The sequence below is a fragment of the Mycobacterium sp. MS1601 genome (assembly GCF_001984215.1).
Classification (GTDB): Bacteria; Actinomycetota; Actinomycetes; order Mycobacteriales; family Mycobacteriaceae; genus Mycobacterium.
Map to the genome: position 1 here is coordinate 22941 of NZ_CP019422.1, position 22909 is coordinate 45849.

General features: G+C 67.8%; 21 protein-coding genes and 1 pseudogene. 1 reads left to right on the forward strand and 21 read right to left on the reverse strand.

Translation table 11 applies throughout. The annotated features are described in order from the left end of the window. The 4 genes from BVC93_RS31855 to BVC93_RS31870 are packed head-to-tail and all read right to left on the reverse strand — an operon-like array spanning window position 1 to window position 2705. Entirely contained in the window at window positions 1–291 is a 291-nt protein-coding gene (locus BVC93_RS31855) for a hypothetical protein (protein WP_011767719.1), read from the reverse strand. A gap of 26 nt (window positions 292–317) precedes the next feature. After that, on the reverse strand, window positions 318–1232 hold the full coding sequence (locus tag BVC93_RS31860; protein WP_083741713.1) for a conjugal transfer protein: 915 nt from the start codon (window positions 1230–1232) through the stop codon (window positions 318–320). Between the two features lie 14 nt (window positions 1233–1246). After that, a complete protein-coding gene (locus tag BVC93_RS31865) occupies window positions 1247–2356 on the reverse strand; it encodes a discoidin domain-containing protein (protein ID WP_083741714.1) in 1110 nt (369 codons plus the stop codon). Then, a complete protein-coding gene (locus BVC93_RS31870; protein ID WP_083741715.1) occupies window positions 2349–2705 on the reverse strand; it encodes a hypothetical protein in 357 nt (118 codons plus the stop codon). Before BVC93_RS31870 ends, BVC93_RS31865 begins: the two co-directional genes overlap by 8 nt. Before the next feature lie 89 nt (window positions 2706–2794). Here BVC93_RS31870 and BVC93_RS31875 point away from each other — a divergent pair, with 89 nt between their 5' ends. Then, window positions 2795–3301, forward strand: coding sequence for a hypothetical protein (locus BVC93_RS31875; RefSeq protein WP_192860457.1), 507 nt, complete (start codon window positions 2795–2797; stop codon window positions 3299–3301). A gap of 14 nt (window positions 3302–3315) precedes the next feature. Here BVC93_RS31875 and BVC93_RS31880 read toward each other — a convergent pair whose 3' ends face one another. From BVC93_RS31880 to eccCa, 17 genes and pseudogenes are all read right to left on the reverse strand, one after another. Continuing rightward, entirely contained in the window at window positions 3316–3972 is a 657-nt protein-coding gene (locus BVC93_RS31880) for a hypothetical protein (RefSeq protein ID WP_083741717.1), read from the reverse strand. Window positions 3973–4135: 163 nt separating this feature from the next. Beyond that, on the reverse strand, window positions 4136–4465 hold the full coding sequence (locus tag BVC93_RS31885; protein ID WP_083741718.1) for a hypothetical protein: 330 nt from the start codon (window positions 4463–4465) through the stop codon (window positions 4136–4138). Then, the gene (locus tag BVC93_RS31890; protein ID WP_083741719.1) at window positions 4462–5877 is read right to left on the reverse strand and encodes a type IV secretory system conjugative DNA transfer family protein; all 1416 of its coding nucleotides are present in this window, start codon (window positions 5875–5877) and stop codon (window positions 4462–4464) included. The genes BVC93_RS31885 and BVC93_RS31890 overlap by 4 nt, the downstream gene beginning before the upstream one ends. Window positions 5878–5933: 56 nt before the next feature. After that, complete coding sequence (locus BVC93_RS31895) at window positions 5934–6200, reverse strand: hypothetical protein (protein WP_041322019.1); 267 nt, start codon at window positions 6198–6200, stop codon at window positions 5934–5936. Window positions 6201–6257: 57 nt separating this feature from the next. Then, window positions 6258–7118: a hypothetical protein gene (locus BVC93_RS31900; RefSeq protein WP_083741720.1), complete on the reverse strand. Its 861-nt coding sequence runs from the start codon at window positions 7116–7118 to the stop codon at window positions 6258–6260. After that, a complete protein-coding gene (gene eccE / locus BVC93_RS31905) occupies window positions 7115–8821 on the reverse strand; it encodes a type VII secretion protein EccE (RefSeq protein WP_083741721.1) in 1707 nt (568 codons plus the stop codon). The genes BVC93_RS31900 and eccE overlap by 4 nt, the downstream gene beginning before the upstream one ends. Further along, window positions 8818–10484: pseudogene (locus BVC93_RS34875) on the reverse strand (S8 family serine peptidase). The gene eccE and the pseudogene BVC93_RS34875 overlap by 4 nt, the downstream one beginning before the upstream one ends. Then, window positions 10484–11524: a type VII secretion integral membrane protein EccD gene (eccD, locus tag BVC93_RS31915; protein ID WP_236950554.1), complete on the reverse strand. Its 1041-nt coding sequence runs from the start codon at window positions 11522–11524 to the stop codon at window positions 10484–10486. Before eccD ends, BVC93_RS34875 begins: the two are co-directional and overlap by 1 nt. Beyond that, window positions 11485–12000 carry an EsaB/YukD family protein gene (locus BVC93_RS34335; protein ID WP_236950555.1) on the reverse strand — a complete coding sequence of 172 codons (516 nt, stop codon included), beginning with the start codon at window positions 11998–12000 and terminating at the stop codon, window positions 11485–11487. Before BVC93_RS34335 ends, eccD begins: the two co-directional genes overlap by 40 nt. Then, window positions 11997–13595, reverse strand: coding sequence for a MinD/ParA family ATP-binding protein (locus BVC93_RS31920; RefSeq protein ID WP_083741722.1), 1599 nt, complete (start codon window positions 13593–13595; stop codon window positions 11997–11999). The genes BVC93_RS34335 and BVC93_RS31920 overlap by 4 nt, the downstream gene beginning before the upstream one ends. Before the next feature lie 66 nt (window positions 13596–13661). Further along, the gene (eccB, locus tag BVC93_RS31925) at window positions 13662–15179 is read right to left on the reverse strand and encodes a type VII secretion protein EccB (protein WP_083741723.1); all 1518 of its coding nucleotides are present in this window, start codon (window positions 15177–15179) and stop codon (window positions 13662–13664) included. Window positions 15180–15256: 77 nt separating this feature from the next. Further along, on the reverse strand, window positions 15257–16123 hold the full coding sequence (locus BVC93_RS31930) for an ESX secretion-associated protein EspG (protein ID WP_083741724.1): 867 nt from the start codon (window positions 16121–16123) through the stop codon (window positions 15257–15259). Window positions 16124–16223: 100 nt separating this feature from the next. After that, on the reverse strand, window positions 16224–16520 hold the full coding sequence (locus tag BVC93_RS31935) for a WXG100 family type VII secretion target (protein WP_048424368.1): 297 nt from the start codon (window positions 16518–16520) through the stop codon (window positions 16224–16226). Between the two features lie 40 nt (window positions 16521–16560). Continuing rightward, window positions 16561–16881 carry a hypothetical protein gene (locus BVC93_RS31940; RefSeq protein WP_083741725.1) on the reverse strand — a complete coding sequence of 107 codons (321 nt, stop codon included), beginning with the start codon at window positions 16879–16881 and terminating at the stop codon, window positions 16561–16563. Window positions 16882–16962: 81 nt separating this feature from the next. Continuing rightward, the gene (locus BVC93_RS31945) at window positions 16963–18204 is read right to left on the reverse strand and encodes a PPE domain-containing protein (RefSeq protein WP_083741726.1); all 1242 of its coding nucleotides are present in this window, start codon (window positions 18202–18204) and stop codon (window positions 16963–16965) included. A 15-nt stretch (window positions 18205–18219) separates the two neighbouring features. Next, window positions 18220–18528, reverse strand: a complete 309-nt coding sequence (locus BVC93_RS31950; protein WP_083741727.1) for a PE domain-containing protein — start codon at window positions 18526–18528, stop codon at window positions 18220–18222. A 204-nt stretch (window positions 18529–18732) separates the two neighbouring features. Beyond that, window positions 18733–22890 (reverse strand): type VII secretion protein EccCa, encoded by a 4158-nt coding sequence (gene eccCa, locus BVC93_RS31955; protein ID WP_083741728.1) that lies wholly within the window; start codon window positions 22888–22890, stop codon window positions 18733–18735. Window positions 22891–22909 lie beyond the last annotated feature (19 nt).

Consider the following 22909-nt stretch of genomic DNA (forward strand, 5'->3'; position numbering starts at 1 on the left):
TCAGCGATCCCACACGCTGTCGACGCGGACCGGGTTGCGGATGCCGGAGTCCTCGGCTTCCTGGGTGAGCGCGGAGGCGATGCCGACCGAGAGCCCGATGAGGACCGCGAAGACGATGGCACCGATTTCGGCGGTGATGGCCGCCCCGGAGCCCTCTTTGAGCTTGCGGATGGCCGATCCGGCGCCGATGACCAGTGCGGCGAGCGCCAAGAAGCCCAGCACCGCCAGGCCGAGCTTGTTGCCGGCCTCAAAAAGGCCTGACGCCGCGAGTAATTCGGTATTCTCCGCCATATTCGTCTCGCCTTTCTTGAGGTGCGTTAGCTATGCGGTTTGGCTACCGGATCGGCTTCTGATTGACCGCCGACCTGTGGCACTAAGTCTATGGCCGCCACCATCCAGGTCCCGCCGCTATTTTCCAGCGTCAGCGGGTACACCAGATTCACTGTGGCAAATTGTGAGGTTTGGGCGACGACTGTGGCCCGCACATGCAATTGCTCTCCCGGCGCTGGCGCTTCGGGCACGCTGCGACTGGTGGCCGCTGAGGAGACCACCGCGCTTTGATAGCCGCCGATCGGGCGCAGGGGGGCACCGGCAACCACGTAGCGATCCAGCCCGTTGGTGGCGGTGAGGTAGGTGCGGATGAATCCGGCGACCACGGCGAACACCGGGCTATCCGGGCCCAGGGCGTTGCGGTAGTCGAGCGCGAAATCCGCGCCCGGGCCGGGATCGTTGATCTGGGCCGGGAAGTCCAGGGCGCGTGGCTGACGGTTCCACAGCGACACCGGCACCTGGTAGAAGGTGCGGGTCGGTTGGGCCGAGGCGTAGGGGCGTTCGTTGACCGAGATGACCGCGGTGTAGAGCTCGGTGTCATCGAGGGTGCCCATCCGCAGCACCGGGCCCACCTGGGGCGCGGTGATCACCGCCGCCGGCGTCGAGGGCAGCGCCAGTCCCTGCTCGGGCAGGGTGATGAAGCGCGCCAAGCTGTCGCGCTGATTCGCCGTCGCAGTGCGCCAGGCCACCACGAAGTCCGAGGCGAACGCGCCGACAACGCTTTGTTGGTTGCGTTCACGCTGAGCGATCCCGATGAAGTCAGGGCGATCGGGGGCGAAGAACACCTTGCAGCCCGCGACGGCGCCGAAGACCGCGGCGGCGACCAGGGCGATGACACCGGCCCGATGGGCGCCACCGCGCCATCGGCGGAGACGCCCTTGCCAGGTTTTCGACAGTGCCACAGTGGTCTCTTTTCTTAGGGCTGGTAACCGAGAAACTTCAATGCGCTCATCGCGAACGTGTTGTCCACGGGGTCGCTGCCGTTGTCGGGCACGGTCAGATCCGGATACGGCTCAGGGTTCTGCGGTGTTTCCGACAGCGGCCCGCCACCCTCGCCGAGCAGCGATTCCACCAGCCCCGGCTGCGCCTCAGGCAGGGCAGCGGGATCGGTGGCCGGCAACGGTGAGGCAGGTGGGCGGGAGGTCTGCAAGACCACCACGTTGACCCGGGAGGCCAAGACCCGGCGCGGCAGCGCGGCGGTGACCGGGCCGTGGGCGTTCCCGGTGTCCTGAGTGAAGATGTCAGAGACCACGTTGCCGTTGAGGAAGATGTATTGCAGCCGCGTCACCACCCGATGCTGGAGCCATCGGTCCTGTCCCCCAGGTGTTTTCGCCACCCATCCTGGCGTGACCTCGACACCGGAAATCATGTAGCTCTTGCCGAAGTCGACAGTGAGGACCTTGCCTTCGAGGGCTTCATCACGTGAGCCGCGGGCGCACACCCACGCCGAATCGGTGGCGGTGTCGGTCAGCGACTGCGCTGAGGTTGACCCGGCTGCACACGGGGCGCTGGCGGTGAAGGGAATGGACTGATCCTGAGGGACGGTCGGGGCGGCGGAGGTAGGAACCGGCTGCGGCTGGGCCACGGGCGCGGCCGCAGCCGCACTGTCCTGACGGGGCGCGGCAGGTGCATCGGTGTCGCTGAAGGTGACCAGCGCGGCGACGATGGCGCTCACCGCCACGACCAGCCCCGCCCCCAGCGCCACGGCAGTGCGTTTGGCGCCCGCGTCGGCGCGGGCCACCCCGGATTCGTCGCGCTCGGCGGTCAAGGCTGCTGCGGTGTCGAGATGCACGGGCGGCACCTCGTCAGCGATCCCGGCGCCGGACTGCAGCCGCGGATCGGTCGGAGCCTCGGCCGAATCGTCGTACTGCTCAGCTTCGGGCTCAGGCTCGGGCTCGGGTTGGGCGGCGTCGAGGTCGGCCACGCCTGGCTGCATCGTCGCGGCGGTGGGCACCGCGGCCGGGTCGGGCCCGCCCATCAGTTCATCGACCCAGCTCTCATCGGTGATGATCGGGGTATCAGCCACGGTGCTCGCCCTCCACGTCGGCGTCGATCACGGTGGGCGGGGGCCGCCACGCCACCGGCGCGGGCCCCATCCACACCGGCAACAGCACCCACCCGCCGGGGGCCTGCGGCGCCCATCCCACCGGTCGTGGCGGTGCGGTGACAGCGGGGGTCACCCGCCGGGCCGGCGGCAGCGCCGGCATCAGCGGCGGGGGCGGACGCCGGCGAGCCTGCACAGCCTTGGCGACGACCACCGCCACGGCGAGTAGCACCAGAAGCGGGGCGAGTTTGATCACGAGCTGCACCACGGCGAGAACGGCGACCGCCGCGAGGGCGGCCAGGACGGCAAACAGGGCCAGAAGAATCTTCATGCGGGCAACCTAACGTCGGCATATGACATATATCGGGGGTGAAAATTCGCTGGCCGACTTTGCCAATCGGGTGCGGTAAGTTGGAAAATATGACGGTTCCCGCCGACGGCGTTCCCCGGCTTATGCACTTCGTCGACGCCCGGCTGGCCAGGCTGCGGATGTCGAGGGAAGAAGCCAACCGGCGAGGCTTCCCGAACTTCAGCACGTTGGCCGCGGTGCGCGACCGCGATACTCAGAACACCCCCCGAGTGCGCACGCTGCTGCGCATCGATCGCACTCTGGGCTGGCAGCCCGGCTCGGCGGCGGTCGTGCTGTTGGGCGGCTATCCGCTGAGCATCACCGCACGCGCCACCAAAAACGTGCGGCTTCAGGAGCAGGCCGCGACGCCGCTGACCGAAGACGACATCGCCGATCGGCTGCTCACCCAACTGCACGAGGAAATCGAGCGCGCGCACGACGACCTGCGCGCGTTCGACGATCGGATCAACCGTCTCTACGCCGCACATGACCGGTTGGCCGAGGAACTGCGCGTTGACCGCAGCCTGGTCGAGGAGTTCGCCGACCGCGACGTCGCAGCCGAGAGTGTGCAGCGCTGAGGCGCCGGCGGCGCTCACCATCGCGGCATCCGCTCGCCATGGTCGGGCAGCGGGCGGGGCTCTACCACCGGCGGTCCGGTGATCTCGTAGGGCCCCAGAATCTCGGCGGCATCCTCGGGGCTCAATGCGGGCTCTGCTGGAGTCAGCGGCCACCACTGATCTGAGCCGGGGATCGCCAACCAGCCCTCGGCGATGCCGTACACGCCGGCGATCACCGGGGCCGCAGCCAGTTGGACACACAGCCACGGCACCACCACCATCTGACCGAACGTCGGTGCAGGGTCATACAGAGCCAGGATCGGCGCACCGAGTGCAACCCCCGACCACAGCAGAGCAGCGATCGGAAATGACCGTAGCGTCTGCGGAATCAGGTTCACCAGAACGGATTTGATCGCCACGCCGGCCAGCCAGCCCAACGGAACACACACCGCCAGGATCGCCACCACCACCAGCTCCACCTGAGAGGTAGGCGACTTGGCGGCGCGCAGAATCAGCGGCGGTAGCGACGTGTCGTCATGCGGATCGGGCAGGGCGGCCACGGTGCTGCGCTGACGGGCGCGGACTCGGCGGCCCAGCTGCTCGGCGCGGCGCCGCTGGATCAGCGACCACCCCTGATGGCGGGCGACCCACGCCCGCCGCACCTCATCAAACTTGTCGCTGGGATCAGCCATACTCTGACCCTAAAACGCCCCAAAGGGTCGCTCGTGCACTATTTTTCCGGCTGCGCGCGGCTCTCCAAGCACAGCGCAGCGACTGCTGTCAGCAGTCACACCCGGCAAGCCAGGCACGGAAATGGGGCTGCCCCCGGCGCGGTGGGGCTACCTGCCAACGCCTTTAGCTGGCAGCCGGGTAGCCCTCGCCGCGGTCGCACATCACCGGGGTGGCCCGCGCGTCTAAGAAGCGCTGCGCGGCTTCGAGATAAACCCGGGCATGGCGCAGTTGTCGGGAGCTGGCATCGGCGGCCAGGAGCACCGTGGCGGCCTCATCGCGAGCCGAGAGGGCGTACTGGCGGCAGCGATGCGCGTCGACACCCATCACGATTGCGTGCTGAAGATCCCTGCGTGCTCGCGCCAGAGCCGTTGCCGTGGATGCGGACACGCTCAGTGACCGCAGCGAGGTCTCCTGCGAAGCAGCGGGAATCATCTGTGCACCAACGGTCGTCATGCCGTCGCCGCCGCGTCGAGGCCGCTGAATCGCTGGCGGCCGCCGCTGCTGCTGTGGAGCCGCGCTGCCCGCAGTTCGTCGAGGTACTTCACGAACTCGGTCCAGTCGATAAGGGTGACCATGCGCCCGGGGGTGCCGCGGATCAGCAGCCGCGCGAACGAGTCATTGGGTGGCATAAGTTCCTCAGGCTCAAGGGCATTGCCGAAGGTGCGGCTCGTCGACGTCGAATCCAGGCTGTGGTCGTAGGACAGTTGGCTGCGGGTGGTCTTGCCGCTCCAGAACGACGCCGACTCCATCAGATCCTTCTCATGGGAGCCGTACATCAGCAGCGACGCCGGAACGACAGCGCGAATCGCTGCCCCCTGCAGCGGGCCGTAGATCGCGTCGAGCTGCTCGCCGGCCTGGGCGGCAAAACACAGCGAGACGCCCAGGCCGCGGGACTCGGCGATGTATTGCGGCAGCCGCGGCAAAGGCGTGTTGGTGATCTCGTCGAGAAACATGCCCAACCGGGAAAACTCGTCCCACTGAGCGACTTTCACGCGTTGACGGTTAATCAGCTGATCCATCAGAGTGATCGCCTGCGCGGCGACCGTGCCATCAAAGGGTGTCAGCAGATAGATGGTGGCGTTGGGGTCCTCCAGGAACTCCTCATCGAGGACTGGCAGGCCTCTGTCGCGTTCCATCGTCTGCAGCCAGGCAGTCAGGACCTTGGTCACGGTGATTTTGACCGAGTCGCGCTGCTTGGCCTCCATGCTCAACACGCTGCGCACGCGGGCCTCGAAGTAGCGGTTCGACGACCAGATGGCCGCGGTCACCCAGGAGGCGTCAGTGCTCATCTGCGGCGAGGTGGGCCAGGGGTTGGGCAGGGTCACGTCCTCGGCAGCCTCGATCACCCAGTCGATGCCCAGCCCCAGCCCTTGCGGACTCGCGGCCAACAGTAGGCAGGTCAGCGGGGCGAACGCCAGGTCATCCCACGGGCCGGGGTCGCTGCCGCGAAAGGAACTGCCCGACAGCGCGACCGCCGAGGTGCTCAACAGCGTGCGGGCGACGGCCTTAGCATCCTCAAGTCCGGTGATCCATGCGGTGGGATCGAACCGGTACGGACGCAGGTCAGCCGGATAGTACGGCGCAGCGATAGGCCGCAGATCCAGCAGCGCGGCAGGCCCGTAGCGCCGCGAGGCCACCATCTGCATGAGGTCGTCCTTGGAGGACGACACCACTGCTGGGCCCGGCCACAGCACCGCCGACTGCGCCAGCCACTTGCGGGTCTTGCCGGTGCCCGGCGGGGCGAACGCGCCGATATGCGGGGCTGTCTCCAGCGGCACGAGTCGGCCGCGGTCGTCGTGGACCCAGCCGGCGAACGGGGTCACCGGTGGCCGATAGCCGCCGGAGGCGGCCGGTGTCGCACTCATAGTTGGAACAGTAGGGCTGTCGCAGGGGTGCTCCGTGCACTATTTTCGGGCGCTGGTTAGTCCTGCCGCGGTGAGACGTACTCCCCGGCGCGCACGTCAGGCCCGATCTGGACTGCAAACTGCAGTTGGTCGGCGGTGTACATCCAGCCCGCATCGGTCCAGGTGCGCGGAACTAGTTGCGCCACAACAGGTTGTGGAAGACCGCACGCGGCGGCGACATCAGCGATCGTGAACTGAGCGTGCTCGCTATTGATCGGCGCCGCCGCTTTGCGGCGGCGAAACGACTCCAAACACAGCGGCGCGGCGAGCTGCTCATCGGGCATGGATATAAGGCTACGGCCGACCGGGGTGCCCGACAGGCACAAAATGCCGAACGACCATCAGATCGTCATGAGTCGAGACGAGAGCGCGGGCGCTACATCGGCAGCGGTGAACAGCCGTACGGGTCCGGTGCTCGCACCGTCAGGCGTTCGGACATAGCCAAGGCCCGGAGGGGACATCGGCAGCTGCCACGCCTGGGGTCCACCGAGGGCATCCATGGACGTTTGTGCTGTCGCGGTCCTCAGCGCAATCACGACGTCGCTGGTTGCCTCAACGGGCCGACCCACCCGGGCGCCAACCGCGAACGTCGAGGTCTGCTCAGTGCTCGACATGAGGAGCCGGACACGCTTGTCGCGGCCTTCGTCGGCGATGCGCTGCAGCGTGCCCGCCACTTGTGGGTGCGACCCCAGCAGCTCGTCGACGGCATCGACGACGACGAGCAGTTCGGGCTGGGACTGCCCTGTGCGCTCATTCAGCGCGGCCTCGACCTGGGCGCACCAGGTGTCCCAGTTCGCCGGAGGGTCGGCTGCGCGCCGGTAGCCCGCGCAGTGGGCGACAACGTGAGGAGGAGGGCCGGTAGTGGCGTTTGCGCTGGTGATGCCGTTCTGTGTGTCGGCGATCGCGAGCTGCACGCGTGTCGGCGGATACAAGGTGCACACGCTCAGCGCAAGCGACAGCAGCGCTGTGGTTTTCCCAGCGATGCCCACGCAGAGCGCGACGTTGGCGTGATTGCCGAGCTCAATCGACACCACCGAGTCGGGCGCGTCCACTGGCGCACCGACCGGGATCGCCAGCACGTCATCGTCGGCGCGGCGTCGCCACCCCGCGCGCGGGTCGAACGTGTCGAGGTCAGTGACGCCCAGGGCGTCCAGAAGACGCCGACCCGGCCAGGCCGGAGAATGTGTCTGCGCAGCGCTCATAGGCCAAGCCAGGCCTGTTCCTGGTTGAAGGCCACGATGGCGACCTCGACGGTGTCGCGGGCGGTGCTGATCCGCACCGATTCCCGCGAGATCTGCTGAAAGTGGATGTCGGGTTGCTGCCCGCCAGGCTGGGCACGCCCGAGGGTGATCACGGTGGCCGACAATCCGGTGGGCGGCGCAATGAGGGGCCGGTCGTTGACGATGATCGAGGGCACGAACTCTGCGGGCCGGCGGCGGTCGACCACGGCGATATTGGGTTGGGCCAACCTCGCCCACCGGTTGGGTTGGCTGGAATAGATGGCGATCCGCTCCCCCACCGCGGCGGCGCGGATGAGCAGCTGGCGCACGTAATACTCGCTGGTGTCCATGACGATGCGGGTGGCCTGCTGAGGGTCGGTCAGCGACAACATGACCAGATCGTCGCGCTGCACCGGCGGGTCTGCGCGGCGGTCATCGCGCAGTGCAGCTCCCACCAGAATGCCCGTCGAGCCGATCGGGATCTCCAACGCGCTGGGCTCCCCCAGCGGGCGCGCGGGGATGTCGAGGTGGCCCGGACGCGCCGTCGGGGCCGGCCGCAGTGCGGCGCAAAACTGGTCACCGGGCAACGTGTTGAGATACAGCGTCGGTGGCTGCTGCGGGGGCTGCGGATCGTTGGTGCGCACCGTGGCCGCGATCATTACCGGGCCATCGCCGTCAGGGGCCTCCCCGTAGCGGCGCTTGAACAAGCTCAGCGTCAACACCACCTCGTCGCTGCGCAGCGCCCACATCTGATGCAGTGACGCGGTGGTGATGTCCTCGGGCGAGAAGTAGTACGTCGTGAGAAACCCGGGGTGGCCCTTGATGGTGCGCCAGCCAACCTCGTTGCTGACCTTGCTGCGCCGCTGCGCTGGGCTGGTGGAGCGAAAGGGCACCGGGTCGGCCGGGCTGTCGGTGCCCTCGATGACCGGGGGCGCCGGCGCCGGCTGCAGCCGCGCGCCCAACCGGTCGAGCGCGGTGTCGAGCTCGGCGGCGGTCAGGGCGGTGGCGCGGATGTCGCGTTCTAACAGGGCATTGATGATTCGCTCGGTGGCGGCGGCGGCTGCAGCCCCGACCGATTGCCGATACTGAAGGCCGGGCACCGAGTTTCGGATGTCGAGGCGCACCACGAACTGCATGGTGCGCTGCCCGGCCGCGGGCCGGTCGGCCAGCAGAGTGCTGTACAGCGGGGGGTATTCGTTGCCGCGGCGCACGCGGTGTCCGGCGGGCACGACGTCAATGGCCGCCAGCTGAATCCCGCCGGGCTGGTCGAGCAGCTCGGTCAGCACCTCCAGCGGCAGCAGGTTGCGGGTCAGCGACACCGTGGAGCCGCGCAGGAACGTCAGCGAGTAGGGCTTTCCGGTCACCTCGATCATCGTGAGGGCTTCGTAGGCCTCGACGCGCACACCGCACACGATGTTGCCGTGGGGCACATCCACGGCCGCAGCCGCCGCCGGGTATTTCCCGCGCCGGGAACGACGCCAGCGCCGCACGGCCGCCAGCCAGCCCGGCACGTTGCGGCGGTGCACAGTGGGTACCAGCAGCAGCAGCGCCACGGCGGTGATCACCGCGGCCGGCCACCATCCAAACCGCGCCGGCGGTAGACCGATGAATGCCACCAGGGCAACGACTTCGAGCGCGACCACCACCGGTGTTCCGGCGCGCACGCCCACGGTGCGGGCCTTCATCGCAGCCTCCGTCGCATGCCGACTACCGCCACGGCGACCGCGGCGACCAGCAGGACCGCGGCGCCGGCGAGCAGGGCGCTGTTACGCGGGCGATGATCCGGTCCCGGCGGGGGCGGAGGTACATACAGGTCGGTGCTGAGCCGCTCGACTGGCTTCGGATCGCCCAGCGGCACATCAAAGGTCAGCGCAGCTACCGGATCGACCACGCCGTAGCCGACCTGGTTGTCGACCCCGCGGGCCGGATTGTGGGCGGTCTCGGTGATGCGCCGCATGACTTGGGCCGCGGTGAGATCGGGGAATTTGGCCCGCACCAGCGCGACCACGCCGCTGACGTAGGCAGCCGAGAAGCTGGTCCCCCAGAAACCGGCACCCAAGCCGGGTTCATCGGGTCGGGCGTTCACCGCGGCGCCGTTGGTGTTCGACAGGCCCATGATCCGCCAGCCAGGGGCGGCCACCGACACCCACGGGCCGTTGATCGAATCCGGCAGCGGCAGCCCCTCGGGGGTCACCGCGCCGACGGTGAGCACGTAGTCGGAGAACCACGCCGGAGTCACGATCGTGCGCACCCCAGCCCAGTCCCGGGGATCGTTGGGGTCCAGCGCATTGAAGGCGGGGTTCTGTCCGCAGTCCTGTCCCTGGTCGCCGCCGCCCTGATTGCCGGCGGCGGCCACGATCACGATGTCCTTGTCCACCGCGGCGTAGCGCACCGCCGCGCCCAGAGCGTCCTGGTTGACCGGGGCGGCGGCGTTGATGCACGACGCCAACGACACGTTGATCACCTGAACGCCGGGCAGATCTGCAGCATGGCGGATCGCCTTGGCCAGGGTCGCGATGTCGCCGGCCTTGCGTTGGCCCTCGATGTCGCCGGGGGCTGGTCGCGCCGGGGTGAACGCCGTCGAGGACTGCCGAATCGAAATCAGCGAGACATCGGGGGCCACGCCCACCACGCCATCCGGTCCCGTCGGCGGCGGGCCCGGTACCAACGGCTGCGCGGCGCCGGTGTCTCCCGGGCCCTGCGCGGGGGAGGTCCTGCCGGGGGCGGTCCACCCGGCGGCGGCTCAGCAGGAGGTGGCGGCGGCTCGGGCGGCGGCGCGGGCGCGGTCACTGTCGCGGTCGCGGTGATCGTCGGCGGCGGGGGAAACGCTGGTGGCGCCGGGTTGGCCGGCACGCCCGGGGGTGGAGGGGGCGCCCCTGCTCCCGCAGGGCGCGGCGTGGGGCGGTCGGCCGGGTTAGCCGGGGCGGCGCCGATGATCGAGGCGACGATGGTGCCGTGGCTTTCGCAATCGGTCAGCCCGCCGTCGGGTAGTCCCTGCACGAAGTCGCCGCCGGGGAACAGCCGCGGGAACCGCGGGTTGGGGGTGACGCCGGTGTCGATGATGGCCACCGTCACTCCGGCGCCCGTCGAGTACTGCCAGGCCTGTTCGATGTTGAGCATGGTGTTGCCCGGGTCGGGCTGTGCCACGTTGGGATCGCCCACCACCACCGGGGTCACGCACGCCTTGGTTTGGCGCATCTCCTGGGGCGGGCCCGGAGTCTCGTCCGGCGGCAGTGCGGCCGGGTCGATCACCGGCGGGGCGACCGCCAGCGCCGCCGGGGGCGCCAACACGTTGGCGCTGAGCAGTCCGAATGCGGCCAGGCCGGCCGCCACACTTTTGCCCCGCATCAGTGCAACCTGATGTATTGCAGCAGCCCGATCGCCCACGCGGCGAACGGCACGATGAGCGCATAGCCGAGGTACTCCAGCCATTCCACGACTTGGCGGATGGGTTCAGAGAAGCTGCGGGAGGGAATGACCGCCCCGGCCAGCAGCCCGGCCACGGCCACGGCCAACACCGCGGCCGCCGACACCGCCACCGCGACGGTCGCCGAGGCCGGAGCGCTGAGGCCGTAATGCAGCGGGATCGCCATCAGCGACAGTGCCGACCCGATGACGATGGTCACCGCGTGACGGCGGTGCCGCAATCCGCGGGCCCGCAGAATCAGGCACAGCGCCGTCACCACGACGACGACGATCGAGGGCCACTGCGAGCCCGACCCCGGGGCGATCGCCCACCAGGAGGCCGCCAGCTGCACCACCGCGATCCCGAGCAGGGTCCCGGTGAGCACCCGGTTGGACCGGCGGGCCACCTCGGCGACCTGCTCCCCGCGCAACGTCACGTCATGGGCCGCCGACTCCACAGGTGTCAGCGTGTCCTCGGGTTGACCGGGGGCGCGGGTGAACATGTCGCGCCCGGTGATGGACTCGAAGCTCTGGCGCGGAACCTTGGACATCCACAGCCCAATCGCGGTCGCCGCCCGAGAAGCGATGAGCACCGCCATCAACATGACAATGGCGATGCGTTGAGCGGGAACGTCGAAGAACATCCGGGTCAGGCCAGCGGCGATGACGGCCGTGGTCACGGTGACGATCGCCGCCGCCGCGGTCCAGTGGCGGCCCGTCATCCGGGCCAACAGCAGCACCCCGACGGTGGCCACCACGGCGGCCAGGAAAGAATGCGGGGCCCCGGGCTGGTTGCCATACGGCGCGCTCGCGCCGGCCAGCACGAGACCGACCAACGCCGCCCAAGCGGCGCCGTCGACGATGACGCGGCTGGCCCCAGCACGCGCCGACAACATCGCTGTCGCCAACAGGATGCCCGCGGTGACAGCGAAGATCGCGGGGCTCAGCCAAAACGGCTGGGCCGCCCAACGCAGTCGCCACACCAGCAGGGCCGCCCGAGCAGTGCCGCCGCGGTGAGCGCCCCGGCGACCACCACCGCGTCGTGGGTCGACACCGGAGGAAAGTGGGCATGGGCCCAGCGGGCCAGCGCAGTCGAGACATTCTCGATCAGTGGCGTGTACCTGCGGGCTGTCTTCTCGGGCACGAACGCCAACAGGTCACCGTCGGCGACACCCTGCGCCGACAACGACACCTCCTCCGAGAGCCGTGTCATCCCCACCGCGCGGGCGAACTCATATGTCCCTACAGGGAGTTCGTCTTCACCCTTGCTGCGCAGCAGCCGATTGACCGCCCCGAGAGTTGAGTCGGTCAACGCCGAGAGCGGGACTGCGGCCGGTAACACCAGATCAATCTGGTGAGCGTCGCCGACCAACAGCGACACCCTGCACGACGAGGGCACCAGCGGCCCACCGGGGGCTGACGATCCTGACGTGGGAGTCGACGGGCTCACCGTGGTCACCGGCGCCCCCGCAGGCTGTCGCTGGTCGTGGGAAAGTGCTCGGCGATCGCCGCAGCGATCTCGATGAACCGTCGACGCGTCACCTTGTCGATTTCGTTCTGCACGTCAATCACACCGCCGGGCCGCAGATGTCGATCGAACGGCACTTCCACCACGCGCTGGCCGCGCTGGCTGAACTGCTCGTGGAGCACCTCGCGGGTGCGCTTGTCGGCGTGCCCGTCACCGTCGTTGAGCACGACGACCGTGCGATGCAGCAGCCCGGTATGGCCGGTGTTGGCGAGCAGCTCCATGGTCTGTGCCGCGGCGGAAGCCCCGTCCACCCACATCGAGGACACCACGATCAGTGCGTCAAGATCGCGCAGGACCTCCCGGGTTACCGGGGAATCCATCGTGGAGCCGCAGTCGATGATCGACAGCGTGAAGTGGTTGTCCAGCCGGCCGGTCGCCTCACGGTAGATGTTTGGCTCGAGTATCCGGCGGCGGGCGGTGGCAGATTCGCCGGCCAGCACGAATAGGCCGGCGGTGTTGTTACCCACGCGGGAGCGCACGTCGGCGAAGGTGCGCAAGTCCTGATCGGCGGCGAGCTCCCAATAGGACCCCTTGGCGTTGGGGTCCACGCGCAGGCCCAGCTTGCCGAACGCGGTATCGGCGTCGATGGCCACTACCCGGTCATCCTGGCGGAGCTCGGCGAAGATCGACCCCACCCCGGCGGCAATCGTGGTCTTGCCGACGCCGCCCTTGCCGAGCACACCGATCTTGTAGCGGCCCCGCAGCAGGGAGCGGATCTTGGCCTCCAGCTCCGCCAAATGCCGTTCATCGGGCGACTGCCCGAAGTTCAGCAGCCCAAAGGTGCTCTTGTACAGCACTTTCCGCCAGCCCTTGCCCGGGGGAATCTTGCGGGTCGGTACGAGTTCAGTAGGCCGAATCGAGTCGACGTAGGAGTAGTTGGCCGGCCCCGTGGCCGCCGGGGCGGGGTCGCCCCACTGGCGCGGGTCACCGGCAGGAGGCGCAGAACGCTCACCGGGCCAGCCTTGGGCGGGCGACGGGGGACGCTGCGGGCCGGATTGCTGCGGAAACGGTGGGGCCTGATGCCGTGGAGGCTCGCCACCCCACTGAGAGGAGGTGGGCGGCACCGCCTGCTGGCCCGCACCGGGGTCACCGAAACTGCCGCCGCCGGAGGGGCTTTCGCGCAACGGCGGGGGCGGGAAATCGCGGCGGTCGAAAAACGTTGTGGTCTCAACATCCGACGGACGGTACGGCGCGCCCGGGTCAGGATCTTGCGGGGCCGCCGCGGGTCGCTCCGAGGTTGACTCCACAACCTCCGACTCGCTGGATTGTGCGTGCTGACCCCACGGCGGAGCTGCGTCGGATCGCGATGCCGGACTGGGCACATCCGGGGTGCGGCCCGGCCACGGCGGGGGTGGGGGCGGCACTGAGGATTGGGCGTGAGCGCCCGCGGATTCCCCACCGCTCGCCGGTAGTGGGGGCCAGCCCGGCACCGCCGGCGGTGCCGGCGGCTCTGCGGCGTGCGCACCGGTGTCGCCCTCGCTCGAAGGGTAGCCCGTCTGCTCAGGGGGAAGGTCGCGGTCAGTCACAATCTGATCCTATCAGCGTGTATGTCGTATATCGGCACTAGTTTTTCAACCCTCGATTTTTAACAACTAGCTTCCCGGCGACCTGGTGGGGAGCGCTTCGGCGCCCCCGACGGGAGCGAGCGAGTCGTGCTGGACCAGTGCGTCGGCGCGGGTGAGTGCTGGCCCTGGCGCAAACGCCCGGATCAGCGGCCACGGTGCCTGCTGCGACCGATCCGGGGACACCCCGAGGGCCGTGAACGCGTCGTCGGACAACTCGATGCCGTAGCGGACCCCTTGATCTGAAATCCACCACATCGCTTCGCGCGAGGACGCCGCTGGGGCCGCACTGGTCGTCATCACCAAGTTCGTGGCACCGGGGCCGATGTACACCTGGTCAGCCTCCACCGATTCGGGATCACGCACGCCCTTCGGGAGTTTGACCAGGCGGTTATCGGCGGAGCCGAGCGGGATCGGCAACCCTTGCCCCGACAAGATCGTGACTTCGGCAGCGCGGTCAGTGGCGCCCTTCGACCACGCCAGGCAGGTGGTGGCGTTGACGGCAGTGTCCACCAGGCGCAGCCGAGTGGCCGGGTAGAACGACACCGGCAGCTTATCCACCACCGGTATCGGAGCGAGTTTGTCGGGGGCCACCTGAATCGGGGCCACATCACCGAACGAGTTCGCCGACCGCAGGAGTGAGGCGACGAACGGCGAAACCCGTTGCACACCATCACGTAACAGCACATACAGCGATTCGGCAGCGTTGGGCTGGCCGAGGTCGCGGACGGTCAGCACTGACCCGATCACCGCGCCGTCGGCGACATTCCATCGTGACGGTTCCCCGGCCCCCGGAATGGCCGGGCTCACCAGCGGGTCGGTCGCCGGAAGGGCATCAAAAAGCGGTCGCGACAACGGAATCGGTTCCGGCGCAGTCGAATCGACGCCCAAGGCCAAAGCGACCGCCTTATTGCTGAGGTCAATCTCGGAGCGGTGTCCCTCCCAGATCACATAGGTCCGATCGCCGTAGCGGCCCAAGATGGCATCGGGCATCTGCAGCGGCGCTGAGCGCTGGCCTAGCGTCAGCTGGCCGGCGATCGCCGTGACCACAGGTTCCGAGGCGGCCGAGGTCGTCGACGTCGGTGTCGGTGCGGTGTCGCACACGGTCCAGTCCGAGGACGACGCCGTACGGATGGGCATCGCCGCGGGAGCGCCCACGATGCCCACCAGCGGCCCTTGCGGGTATTTCTCCAGCTCTGCGGCCTTGACGAACGTCGGATTATTCGGCTGGCCGGCGATCAGCCGGGCGCTCATCAGGTTCAGCGCCGGGTGTAGTCGACCGTCGACCATCACGTAGACCGCGCCGGTGTCGCGGTCGGCCAAGATGGCCGACTGGCCGACCTGGCCGGCCGGCTTGAACCACGACAGCACGAACATCAGCGCCATGGCCAGCAGTGTGAACATGACCCCGAGGATGAGCGCGGCGCTGCGGCGCTGTTCGGGGTCGTATTCCAGCCGAACGCCATGATGGCTGAGCGCCGCCGCGTTGCGGCGGTTCCAGAAATAGTGGGCCGTCACCTGCAGCCGCGACGTCAAATTCAGCGCCATATTGCCCACCCTACTAGGGGCGATGACCCTAAATCGGCACCAATTTCATGCCCCCCGACATATGTACGCATGGCGTTTTAGGCGGCCGCCCGCGGCGCGGAAAGTAACCCGTAGAGGTCCTCGCGCACGGCGTCGGTGGTGGCCGGCCACAAGCTCAGCCACTGCTTACCGTCAGCCGACGTGCTCGTGGTGATGCTCACGCGACCAAACTCGGTGTCGGCCACCGTGACCACCCGGGGATGAACATGCTGGGCGATGTCGTGGTCAATCACCATGGCGACGGCCATGGCTGAGTCGTCCAAGCGTGTCGCCGCGGCCAGGACCTCGGCCTGCTGGGGTTGCAGTCCCAGCCTGCTCATCGCGGCGATCGTGGCGTCTCGCCCTTGCGGGACAGCGGCTTCCAGCGTCGATTGCATCAGGTCGGCGGGGATGTTGACGCCGTCGATGTCCGCGGGTGCAGCCACGCCCAGTGCCGGCATCAAGGTTTGGCACATCAAGTCCGCCTGGACTGCGGGGTCATCGGTCTCCCCCACCGCGTCAACGACCATCTCGTTGCCGTCGCGGGCAGCCATCGCCAGCCACCGCCGGTACCGGCACACCACGACCACCCGCTCGTCCACCGTCGGCAGTTCACCGTTGTGGACGGCCTGCCCTGACGGTCGCCGAATGGTCAGGACGGCCTGCCGATCAGGGCGCCCCAGCACGGTCATCCAGTCGCGCACCGGTTCGTCGACCGCGCCACTAGGGGAAATAGCGCCAGCCTGCACCAGGCTCAGATACTCGGCGGTTTCGGCGATCGGGACCGGCCCTGCTGTGGTCTCAACAATCAATTCGTGATGCACTGACGGAATAAATGGCTTGAGCCGCAACGCTGTTGGCATGGATTCCACACCCAGCAGCGCCTGCAGTACCCATACGCCCCCGACGGTTGTCGTCAGCGCCATGTCCTAATCCCTTCTGTTTCTTTCGAGCAGCAAAAAGGGGGGCCAACTGCAGTTGGCCCCCCTTTCGGCAGTGTCGCTACAGCACCCCTGGTGGGCCGTCCTAGACCATGAATGTCTGGGCAGAAGCCCCGTCCTGGGACACGAAGTCCACACCAGCCTGGTCGGCGGCCTGGCCGTGGCGGTGGATGACTTCCTTCCCCTCGTTGGTGGCGTCGATGATCATCTGCTGCGCCTGGGCGTAGGTGACCGACGCCTGATCGGTGGTGAAGTACTCGGCGATACCGCCGAGCAGGTTCTGCGCCTCGGAGGCGATGTTGTCCAGCTCGCCGCTGAACGTTCCCAGGGCGGCGTTGTAATCGACGATCGCGCCGGGATTGACCTTGATCATTCCGTCCATTGTGGTGGAGTCCTTTCGAATGTCTGTGGTGGTGGAAGGGTCAGGTGAAGCGCAGGCCGCCGGCGACCGACTGGATCTGCTGGGCGCTCTGGGTGTCGATGTTGGTGAAGTCCGGCGCGCTGTTACGCAGTGCCGCGATCAGCGACTCCCACCGCATGTTCATCTCGCGCTGTGCCTGCGAGATCTCTTCTGCCGTGGCCACGTTGGCGATACCGGCCTGGCCGTCGAGGCCGCCGGAGGCCTGCAGTTCGGTCGAGTGCTGCTGGTAGCGGCTGAGCACGTCGAGGGCTCGCATCTTGAGATCGTCGAGCTGGTCGGCGGTGGACTGGATCTGCGCCGCCCCAACAACTTGCTGTGCCATGGAAACTCCTGTTCTGGAAGGTGTTTGGTTCTAGACAAAGTCTATGGGCGTCTACACACCCCGCCGTGCGCTAATTTTTTGTTACCTGTCCCCCCTGTCAGCAGCCGATCGGGCAAGCGTGACCTGCATCGTGCGTCCCTGCCGCTGCTCGGTCGCTGCCCCGCCGTCGCGCCCCATCGCCGAGGCCGGAGCGCCGTACAGACCACCAGTGCCTGCACCCCCTGACGGGCTCGGTCCGGTGGCCACCGGTTCGACGGCACCTCCGAATCCGCCTGGCAGTTTGGGGGCATTGGGGGTGCTGAAACTGCCCACCGGGCGGGTGTAGGAACTGGTGGGAACGACCCCGCTGCCGCCGGCGCCGATGCCGCCGCCACCGCCGCCGCCCCCGCTGAGCGCACTGGCCAACCCCGGCGTCGCCACCGGTGTACCGGTCAGCGGAGCTGCTGACGCGGCCCCCTGGGCGCCACCGAGACCGCCCATGCTCGATGACAGCGGGCCGAGCATGCCCATCGGCATCTGCATGAACTGGCTGAGCATCTGCGGGGCCTGGCCCAGCATCTGCGGAGCCTGGCCCATCATGCCGGTGACCGACGAGAGCTGCCCCATCATCCCCATCGGTCCGCCCATCGCCGACATGGCATCGGCCGGTGCCGAGACCGCTTCACTGGCCGGTACCGCGGCGGTGCTGGCCTGCTGCATGCTTTGCGAGCTGGCCTGCAATGCGCCCTGCACACCGGCCTGCGCCCCAGCGTCAGCCAAGGCGGCCAATGCTGCGGCCGGGTTGGGTGCCATCGGTGCGAACGGCGGCGGCGTCGCCAGTACGCCCAACGCCGCGGTGACCACACCTTGGTAACTCGTCATGATGGTGGCGTTCTGAATCCACTGTCGCTCATATTCGGCGACCAGGGCCGCGATCGCCGGACTGTTCTGCCCGATGAAATTCGTGGCGACCAGCGCCTCAGTGTCGACGAGGTTCTGATCCGACACCGGTCCAGGCACCATCGTGGTTTTGGCCAGGTGATAGGCATCTACGATGGCCGTCGCCTGCACGACAGCTTCCTCGAACCAGGCCACCGCCATGCCCAAGATTCCGGCGAACGCTTGAGCGGTCATCGTCATCGCCGCACCACCGGCGCCCTGCCAGCCCACCGCGGCCGTGCTGGTCGTGCTGGTGGTCATGGTGGCAATCTCAGCGCTGAGCATCGCTGCGGTCGCCTGATGAGCCGCTGCGGCTGCCGCAGCAGTAGCCGCCTCATCGCCGGTGACCAACTGGTAGTAGTTCACCTGCGGCGGATTGAGCGCCGAATCCCCGAAGCCTGGCATTGCCCGAAAGCGGTTCTAGATCGCCAGAGCGCTCTGCTGCAGCACATCCATGGCGGCGTAGCTGGTGCCGTTGACGCCGACGTTGCCGGCGAACATTGCCCGCGTCATCGTCAGCTGCGTCAGCGCGGCTACCGCGGCTGCGCCGCGCGCGTTGAGCGCCGCCGCCACCGCCATCGACGCCGGATCGCTACCCGGGGGCAGCACCGCCGTCATCACGGGGGCAGCCCCGGAGGTCCCGGCGGCCATGGTCGCCGCGCCTGCGCTCTCGGCAGCCGACAGCATTCCGACCAGCGCCGGCTCGACACCAATGATTGGAACGGACATTTGTTTGCCTCTCCCTTCGTGGGGGTGATCTGAACTCAGTTTAAGCCCAGTACTAGGGGGCTACCTGCGCTAAATTCCGCAGGTCAGCCACAACCCGCGATGACCTCGACGGATGGCCGCAAGTCACACCGAAATTCGCTGATTTCGGTGCCCAGGCTACTGATTCCGTAGCCGGATGTAGCGCAGAAGTCACGGGTGAGCGCATTAGCTCGGGCCGACCGGTGAGGAATGTCGACCCGCCGTCGAGCGCACCGGCTCGGGTGTCCAGGCCACCAGCACACCATCGGTCGTGCCGCCGGGATGTACGTAGATGCCCTTACCTTGACGTTGAGGCTCGGCGTAGACACCGCTGATGATCGGGCCGTGTTCTCGGCGGCCGTCCAGAATGATCGTCGGTTGCAGGGCGCCGGCCAGTCGGCCGAGCATGCTGTTGCCCGACGCCTGGAAGCTCCACAGCTTGATGTCGGCCGCCGCGATGATGTGCATGCCCAGCTGGTCGGCCGTTTCCACGTAGTCGGCCAACTCCATCAGCGGATTCTGCGCCGAGTTCCACGACGTGACGTCATCGGCGAACACGAAGATCTTGCGGCCGGTCCAGAACTGGCGTTTCAGCATCTCCGAGGGACTGGTGCCCGGCGGCGGGGTGCGCTTGTCGAACAGCTCCTTCAACTCCCCCGCAGCCTTTTTGATGTCGTTGAGGGTGTAGGCGTAGCGCGACAGCCACGTCTCCTCCGGCACCACGCCCATGTGGCGGCGGCGCGGATCAATCAACACAATGGTGGCCTCATCGGGACTGTAGTGGGCCATGACGCTGTGCATCATCGTGCGCAGGAACGCCGAGCGTCCCGATTGCGCGCGGCCCACGACCACCGCGTGGGGGTTCTCAGCGAAGTCGACGTAGGCCGGGCCCAGATCGGACTCCGACAGACCGAACGGAACCAGGTCGCGTTGGGCGCCGCCGTTGACCCGCGCCAACACATCAGATAGCGGCACCATCTCCGGCAGGCGCTTCACCTCGGCGAATTTCTCCACTCCGGCCACCCGGCGCACCACTGCGCCGACACCGCGAGCGTCGATGTGGCCGGACGGATCATTGGCCAGCACCGGCTCGCCGATCATGATGTGGAATCCGGCGGCGCTGAGGCCGTGTCCTGGCTTATTCGGAACCTCTTTGCCCCGGTTGACGGTGGGGTCGCGCCGGCCCAGCTCGGATTCCCGCTCATCGGTCATCCGCAACTCGATGCGCTCCGTGGACAGGTTCTTGACCTGGGTGTTGATCTTCGACAGATAGCTGGTGTGGGTGACGATCGTGCGCACCCCGTAGTTGCCCGCGCGCATCAGCGACATCACCTGGTCGACCCATTTTTGGTTGGCGTCGTTGAAGTTGCCCCAGCCGTCGATGACCAGCACCACATCACCGCCGGAGACGCCGATATCGGTCGGATTCGGGCCGAACTTCGCCGCCCGCACCTGCTCCATATCCAGGCCGCGGGTGGCGAATAGCCGTTCACGCTCCTCAACAATGCCGCGCACGGTGGCCAACAAGCGGGTGACGCCCTCGGTGTCGTGCAGAGCCGCCACTGCTGCCACATGCGGAAGATCGTTCAACGCTGCCAATTGTGGGCCGCTGGCAGCAATGCAATAGAACTGCACCCGCTCCGGCCGGTACATCAACGCACCCGCGGTGATCATGGTCATGATCGCGTTGGTATGACCCATACGGGGGGCGCCGACGATGAGCGCGCTGCTTTCCAGCATGTTCAGGTAGCAGACATCCTGGCGGTGCTGACGTGGGCGATCCTCCAGCGCCACCGGCAACACCAGGCCCGGGTTCTGGCCGTAGTCGACATCCCACGGCTTGCCGCGCAGTCGAGCCACCAGATCGTCGGCGGCCGGCGGAGCGCCCAGTGGGGGCAGCCACAGCTGGCGTGGCGGGGCGGCCCCCGTGGCCTGCAGGGAACCAATCACGGCGTCGATGATCTTCACGCTGGCGGCCTCCGGGACCGGCGCCGGGGCAGCGTCGCGTTCGACCGGCTCGGCCAGCAGGCCATCGATGTCGGCGGCCTCTTCGGCCGTGAAAGCGCGGGGCTCGAACCAGGTGCCGGCCTCCAGCGGACGGCTGTCGTCGGGCCCGGTCTGCGGAACGAAATCAGCCGAGGAATAGAAGAATCGGAACTGGCGTGGCTGGCGCTGCGCCACCCGCAGGAACGCAGTACCCTCCGCGCCTTTCTCGTCGATCTTGGCGGCGATCCCCACACCGAGGGCCTCGCGAGAATCTTCCTCGGTGCCGGTACGGCCGGCGATGGTGAAGCCGAGCAGCTTGCGGATGTCGCGCAGCTTCTGGGTGTCGACGGTCTGGCCGACCAGCTGCAAAAACATGTGATAGGCGCGGCCCTGGCGCATGATCCGCCAGAACAAGCTGCGGAACTTATCGCCCCAGTCGCGGTCGCTGAGCAGCTCCTGGTACTCGTCGGCGATGACCCACAGCACCGGCACCGGCGGCAGCGAGGGATCAGTGAGCCGCCGCTGGTTGTAGACCGTCAGATCCACCACGTCCGGGCCGGCGGCGTTGCACAGCGCGCCGCGACGATCAAGCTCGCCTTCCAGCGCCTCATACATGCGGCCGACAAGGTGGCGCTCATCGCCGAGGTTGCTGACACTGGCCACCACATGCGGGAACTGTTCGAGCACGCCGGCTGCTGATTTCAGCTTGAAGTCGAAGAACACCACATTGGCGACCTCCGGCGAATGGGTCAACGCCATCGAGGCGACCTCGGTGATGATGCCCTCAGACTTGCCCGCGCCGGTCGTGCCGATGAACAGCGAATGCATGCCCATGCCCTGCTGGCTGCCCTCTTTGAGATCCAGGTCGACGACCTGGCCGCTCTCATCGAGACCGACCGGGAACCGCATCCACTCGGGGCCCTGGCTGCGGCGCGGCGACCACAGGCGGTCCACGTCGAGGTTGCGTGGGTCCCGCACCCCCACCGCGTCGAGCAGCGTGCGCTGCTGGTGGCCGGAATCGGTGACCGTGGTGACCCCGCCGGAGGCGCGGAAGCGGGCCATCGCCCGAGCGAACCGCTCCGCCGCGGTGATCGACAGCTGGTCGGCCTTGGCGTAGAAGGCGTCGTCGAGCTCGTCGGAGGACGGGTGCTGCACACCGCTAAACGGTGTGAGGTCCTCGGCGGGCAGTCGCTTGCGCAGCGCACCGCCCACGAGGCGGTACGTGGTCTCCGGGGAAAACCCGATCCAACTCTTCGTCCCGAACGCATCATGCGGCGAGGGCGGCGGCACCGACGGTGCCAGGCGCACAAAGCAGGTGCCGGCATACCCGGCGCTGCCAGTCAGGCCGGCCCAGTCCTCGGGGGTTCCGCAGTTGTCGTCGATGATCACCCGGAACGGCAGAACGGTGTTCCCCGCGCCGTGCAATCCGCTGGCCGGGGGTGTCCACTCGCTACGCGGAAGCTCCGCCTCGTCGAAAAACTCCTCAAGCTGAGCCGGGGAGGAAAACAGCAGGCGGCGCTCGCCGCAGCCGTCGCGCTTGCTGTGATGCTGCATATGTGGCAGCCACTTCGTCCAGTCCCACACCGACGGGGCGTCGCTGACCACCAGAATCTGGAGGTCGGCGGGGCTGTGGAATGCCGCCAGCTGGCACACCATCGCCCGCAGCAGAGCGCGTGCCTCGCCCATATCCCCGATGAACGAGACGCCCGCGAAGCGTTGCAGCCAAATCACCTTGGCCATGTCGTCGATGTATTCCTGCTCCAGCAGGAACTTGCGCAGGGCGTGACCGGTGGCCGGTTCGATCTGTGATGCCTCGGGAATCTTCGGCTTCTCGATCGTCATGGCGAGCTTGACCTTGCCGACCCCGACCCGGACCTCGCCGAATTCATCCGAACTCGGTGAGCGTTCCCACATGCGTTCGGTGCCGACCGCGGCCGCGAGTTTGGCTGGGTCCCAATGGAAATGCTCGCGATGGTCGAACTGGGCGCGGCGCTGCACCTCGATCTCATCGCGCACATCATCCTGGCGGGCGAAGTAGTTGGCCCGGTACTGCCGCAGCTCACCCCAGGACATCTTCTGCGCGGCTCCGCGGCCGCGGAACAGCATGCCCGCCATGCCGATCAGCATCATGATCCCGAAAATGCCGAAACCCGATGCGAAGCTTCGCATTCCGGACATGTACATCGCGACGATAAACCCGATCACACCGACAATCAGAACGATCGGCAGCACAATCCCCCACACACTGCGCGGCGGCGGGATCGGCGCCGGAATCGGCGGATCAATCGCGATCTTGCCGCCCGCCGTCGCCGGCGGGCGTGCAATCGGGCCGGGCCGCCTGAACTGTTGAGTGGTCACGTAACTGACCCTAACCCCG

Excerpts from the sequence above, each read along its gene's own strand:
- BVC93_RS31855 (WP_011767719.1), bottom strand. The coding sequence starts at position 291 with ATGGCGGAGAATACCGAATTACTCGCGGCGTCAGGCCTTTTTGAGGCC.
- BVC93_RS31870 (WP_083741715.1), bottom strand. The coding sequence starts at position 2,705 with ATGAAGATTCTTCTGGCCCTGTTTGCCGTCCTGGCCGCCCTCGCGGCG.
- BVC93_RS31875 (WP_192860457.1), top strand. The coding sequence starts at position 2,795 with ATGACGGTTCCCGCCGACGGCGTTCCCCGGCTTATGCACTTCGTCGAC.
- BVC93_RS31880 (WP_083741717.1), bottom strand. The coding sequence starts at position 3,972 with ATGGCTGATCCCAGCGACAAGTTTGATGAGGTGCGGCGGGCGTGGGTC.
- BVC93_RS31885 (WP_083741718.1), bottom strand. The coding sequence starts at position 4,465 with ATGACGACCGTTGGTGCACAGATGATTCCCGCTGCTTCGCAGGAGACC.
- BVC93_RS31890 (WP_083741719.1), bottom strand. The coding sequence starts at position 5,877 with ATGAGTGCGACACCGGCCGCCTCCGGCGGCTATCGGCCACCGGTGACC.
- BVC93_RS31895 (WP_041322019.1), bottom strand. The coding sequence starts at position 6,200 with ATGCCCGATGAGCAGCTCGCCGCGCCGCTGTGTTTGGAGTCGTTTCGC.
- BVC93_RS31900 (WP_083741720.1), bottom strand. The coding sequence starts at position 7,118 with ATGAGCGCTGCGCAGACACATTCTCCGGCCTGGCCGGGTCGGCGTCTT.
- eccE (WP_083741721.1), bottom strand. The coding sequence starts at position 8,821 with ATGAAGGCCCGCACCGTGGGCGTGCGCGCCGGAACACCGGTGGTGGTC.
- eccB (WP_083741723.1), bottom strand. The coding sequence starts at position 15,179 with ATGGCGCTGAATTTGACGTCGCGGCTGCAGGTGACGGCCCACTATTTC.
- BVC93_RS31930 (WP_083741724.1), bottom strand. The coding sequence starts at position 16,123 with ATGGCGCTGACGACAACCGTCGGGGGCGTATGGGTACTGCAGGCGCTG.
- BVC93_RS31935 (WP_048424368.1), bottom strand. The coding sequence starts at position 16,520 with ATGGACGGAATGATCAAGGTCAATCCCGGCGCGATCGTCGATTACAAC.
- BVC93_RS31940 (WP_083741725.1), bottom strand. The coding sequence starts at position 16,881 with ATGGCACAGCAAGTTGTTGGGGCGGCGCAGATCCAGTCCACCGCCGAC.
- BVC93_RS31945 (WP_083741726.1), bottom strand. The coding sequence starts at position 18,204 with ATGCCAGGCTTCGGGGATTCGGCGCTCAATCCGCCGCAGGTGAACTAC.
- BVC93_RS31950 (WP_083741727.1), bottom strand. The coding sequence starts at position 18,528 with ATGTCCGTTCCAATCATTGGTGTCGAGCCGGCGCTGGTCGGAATGCTG.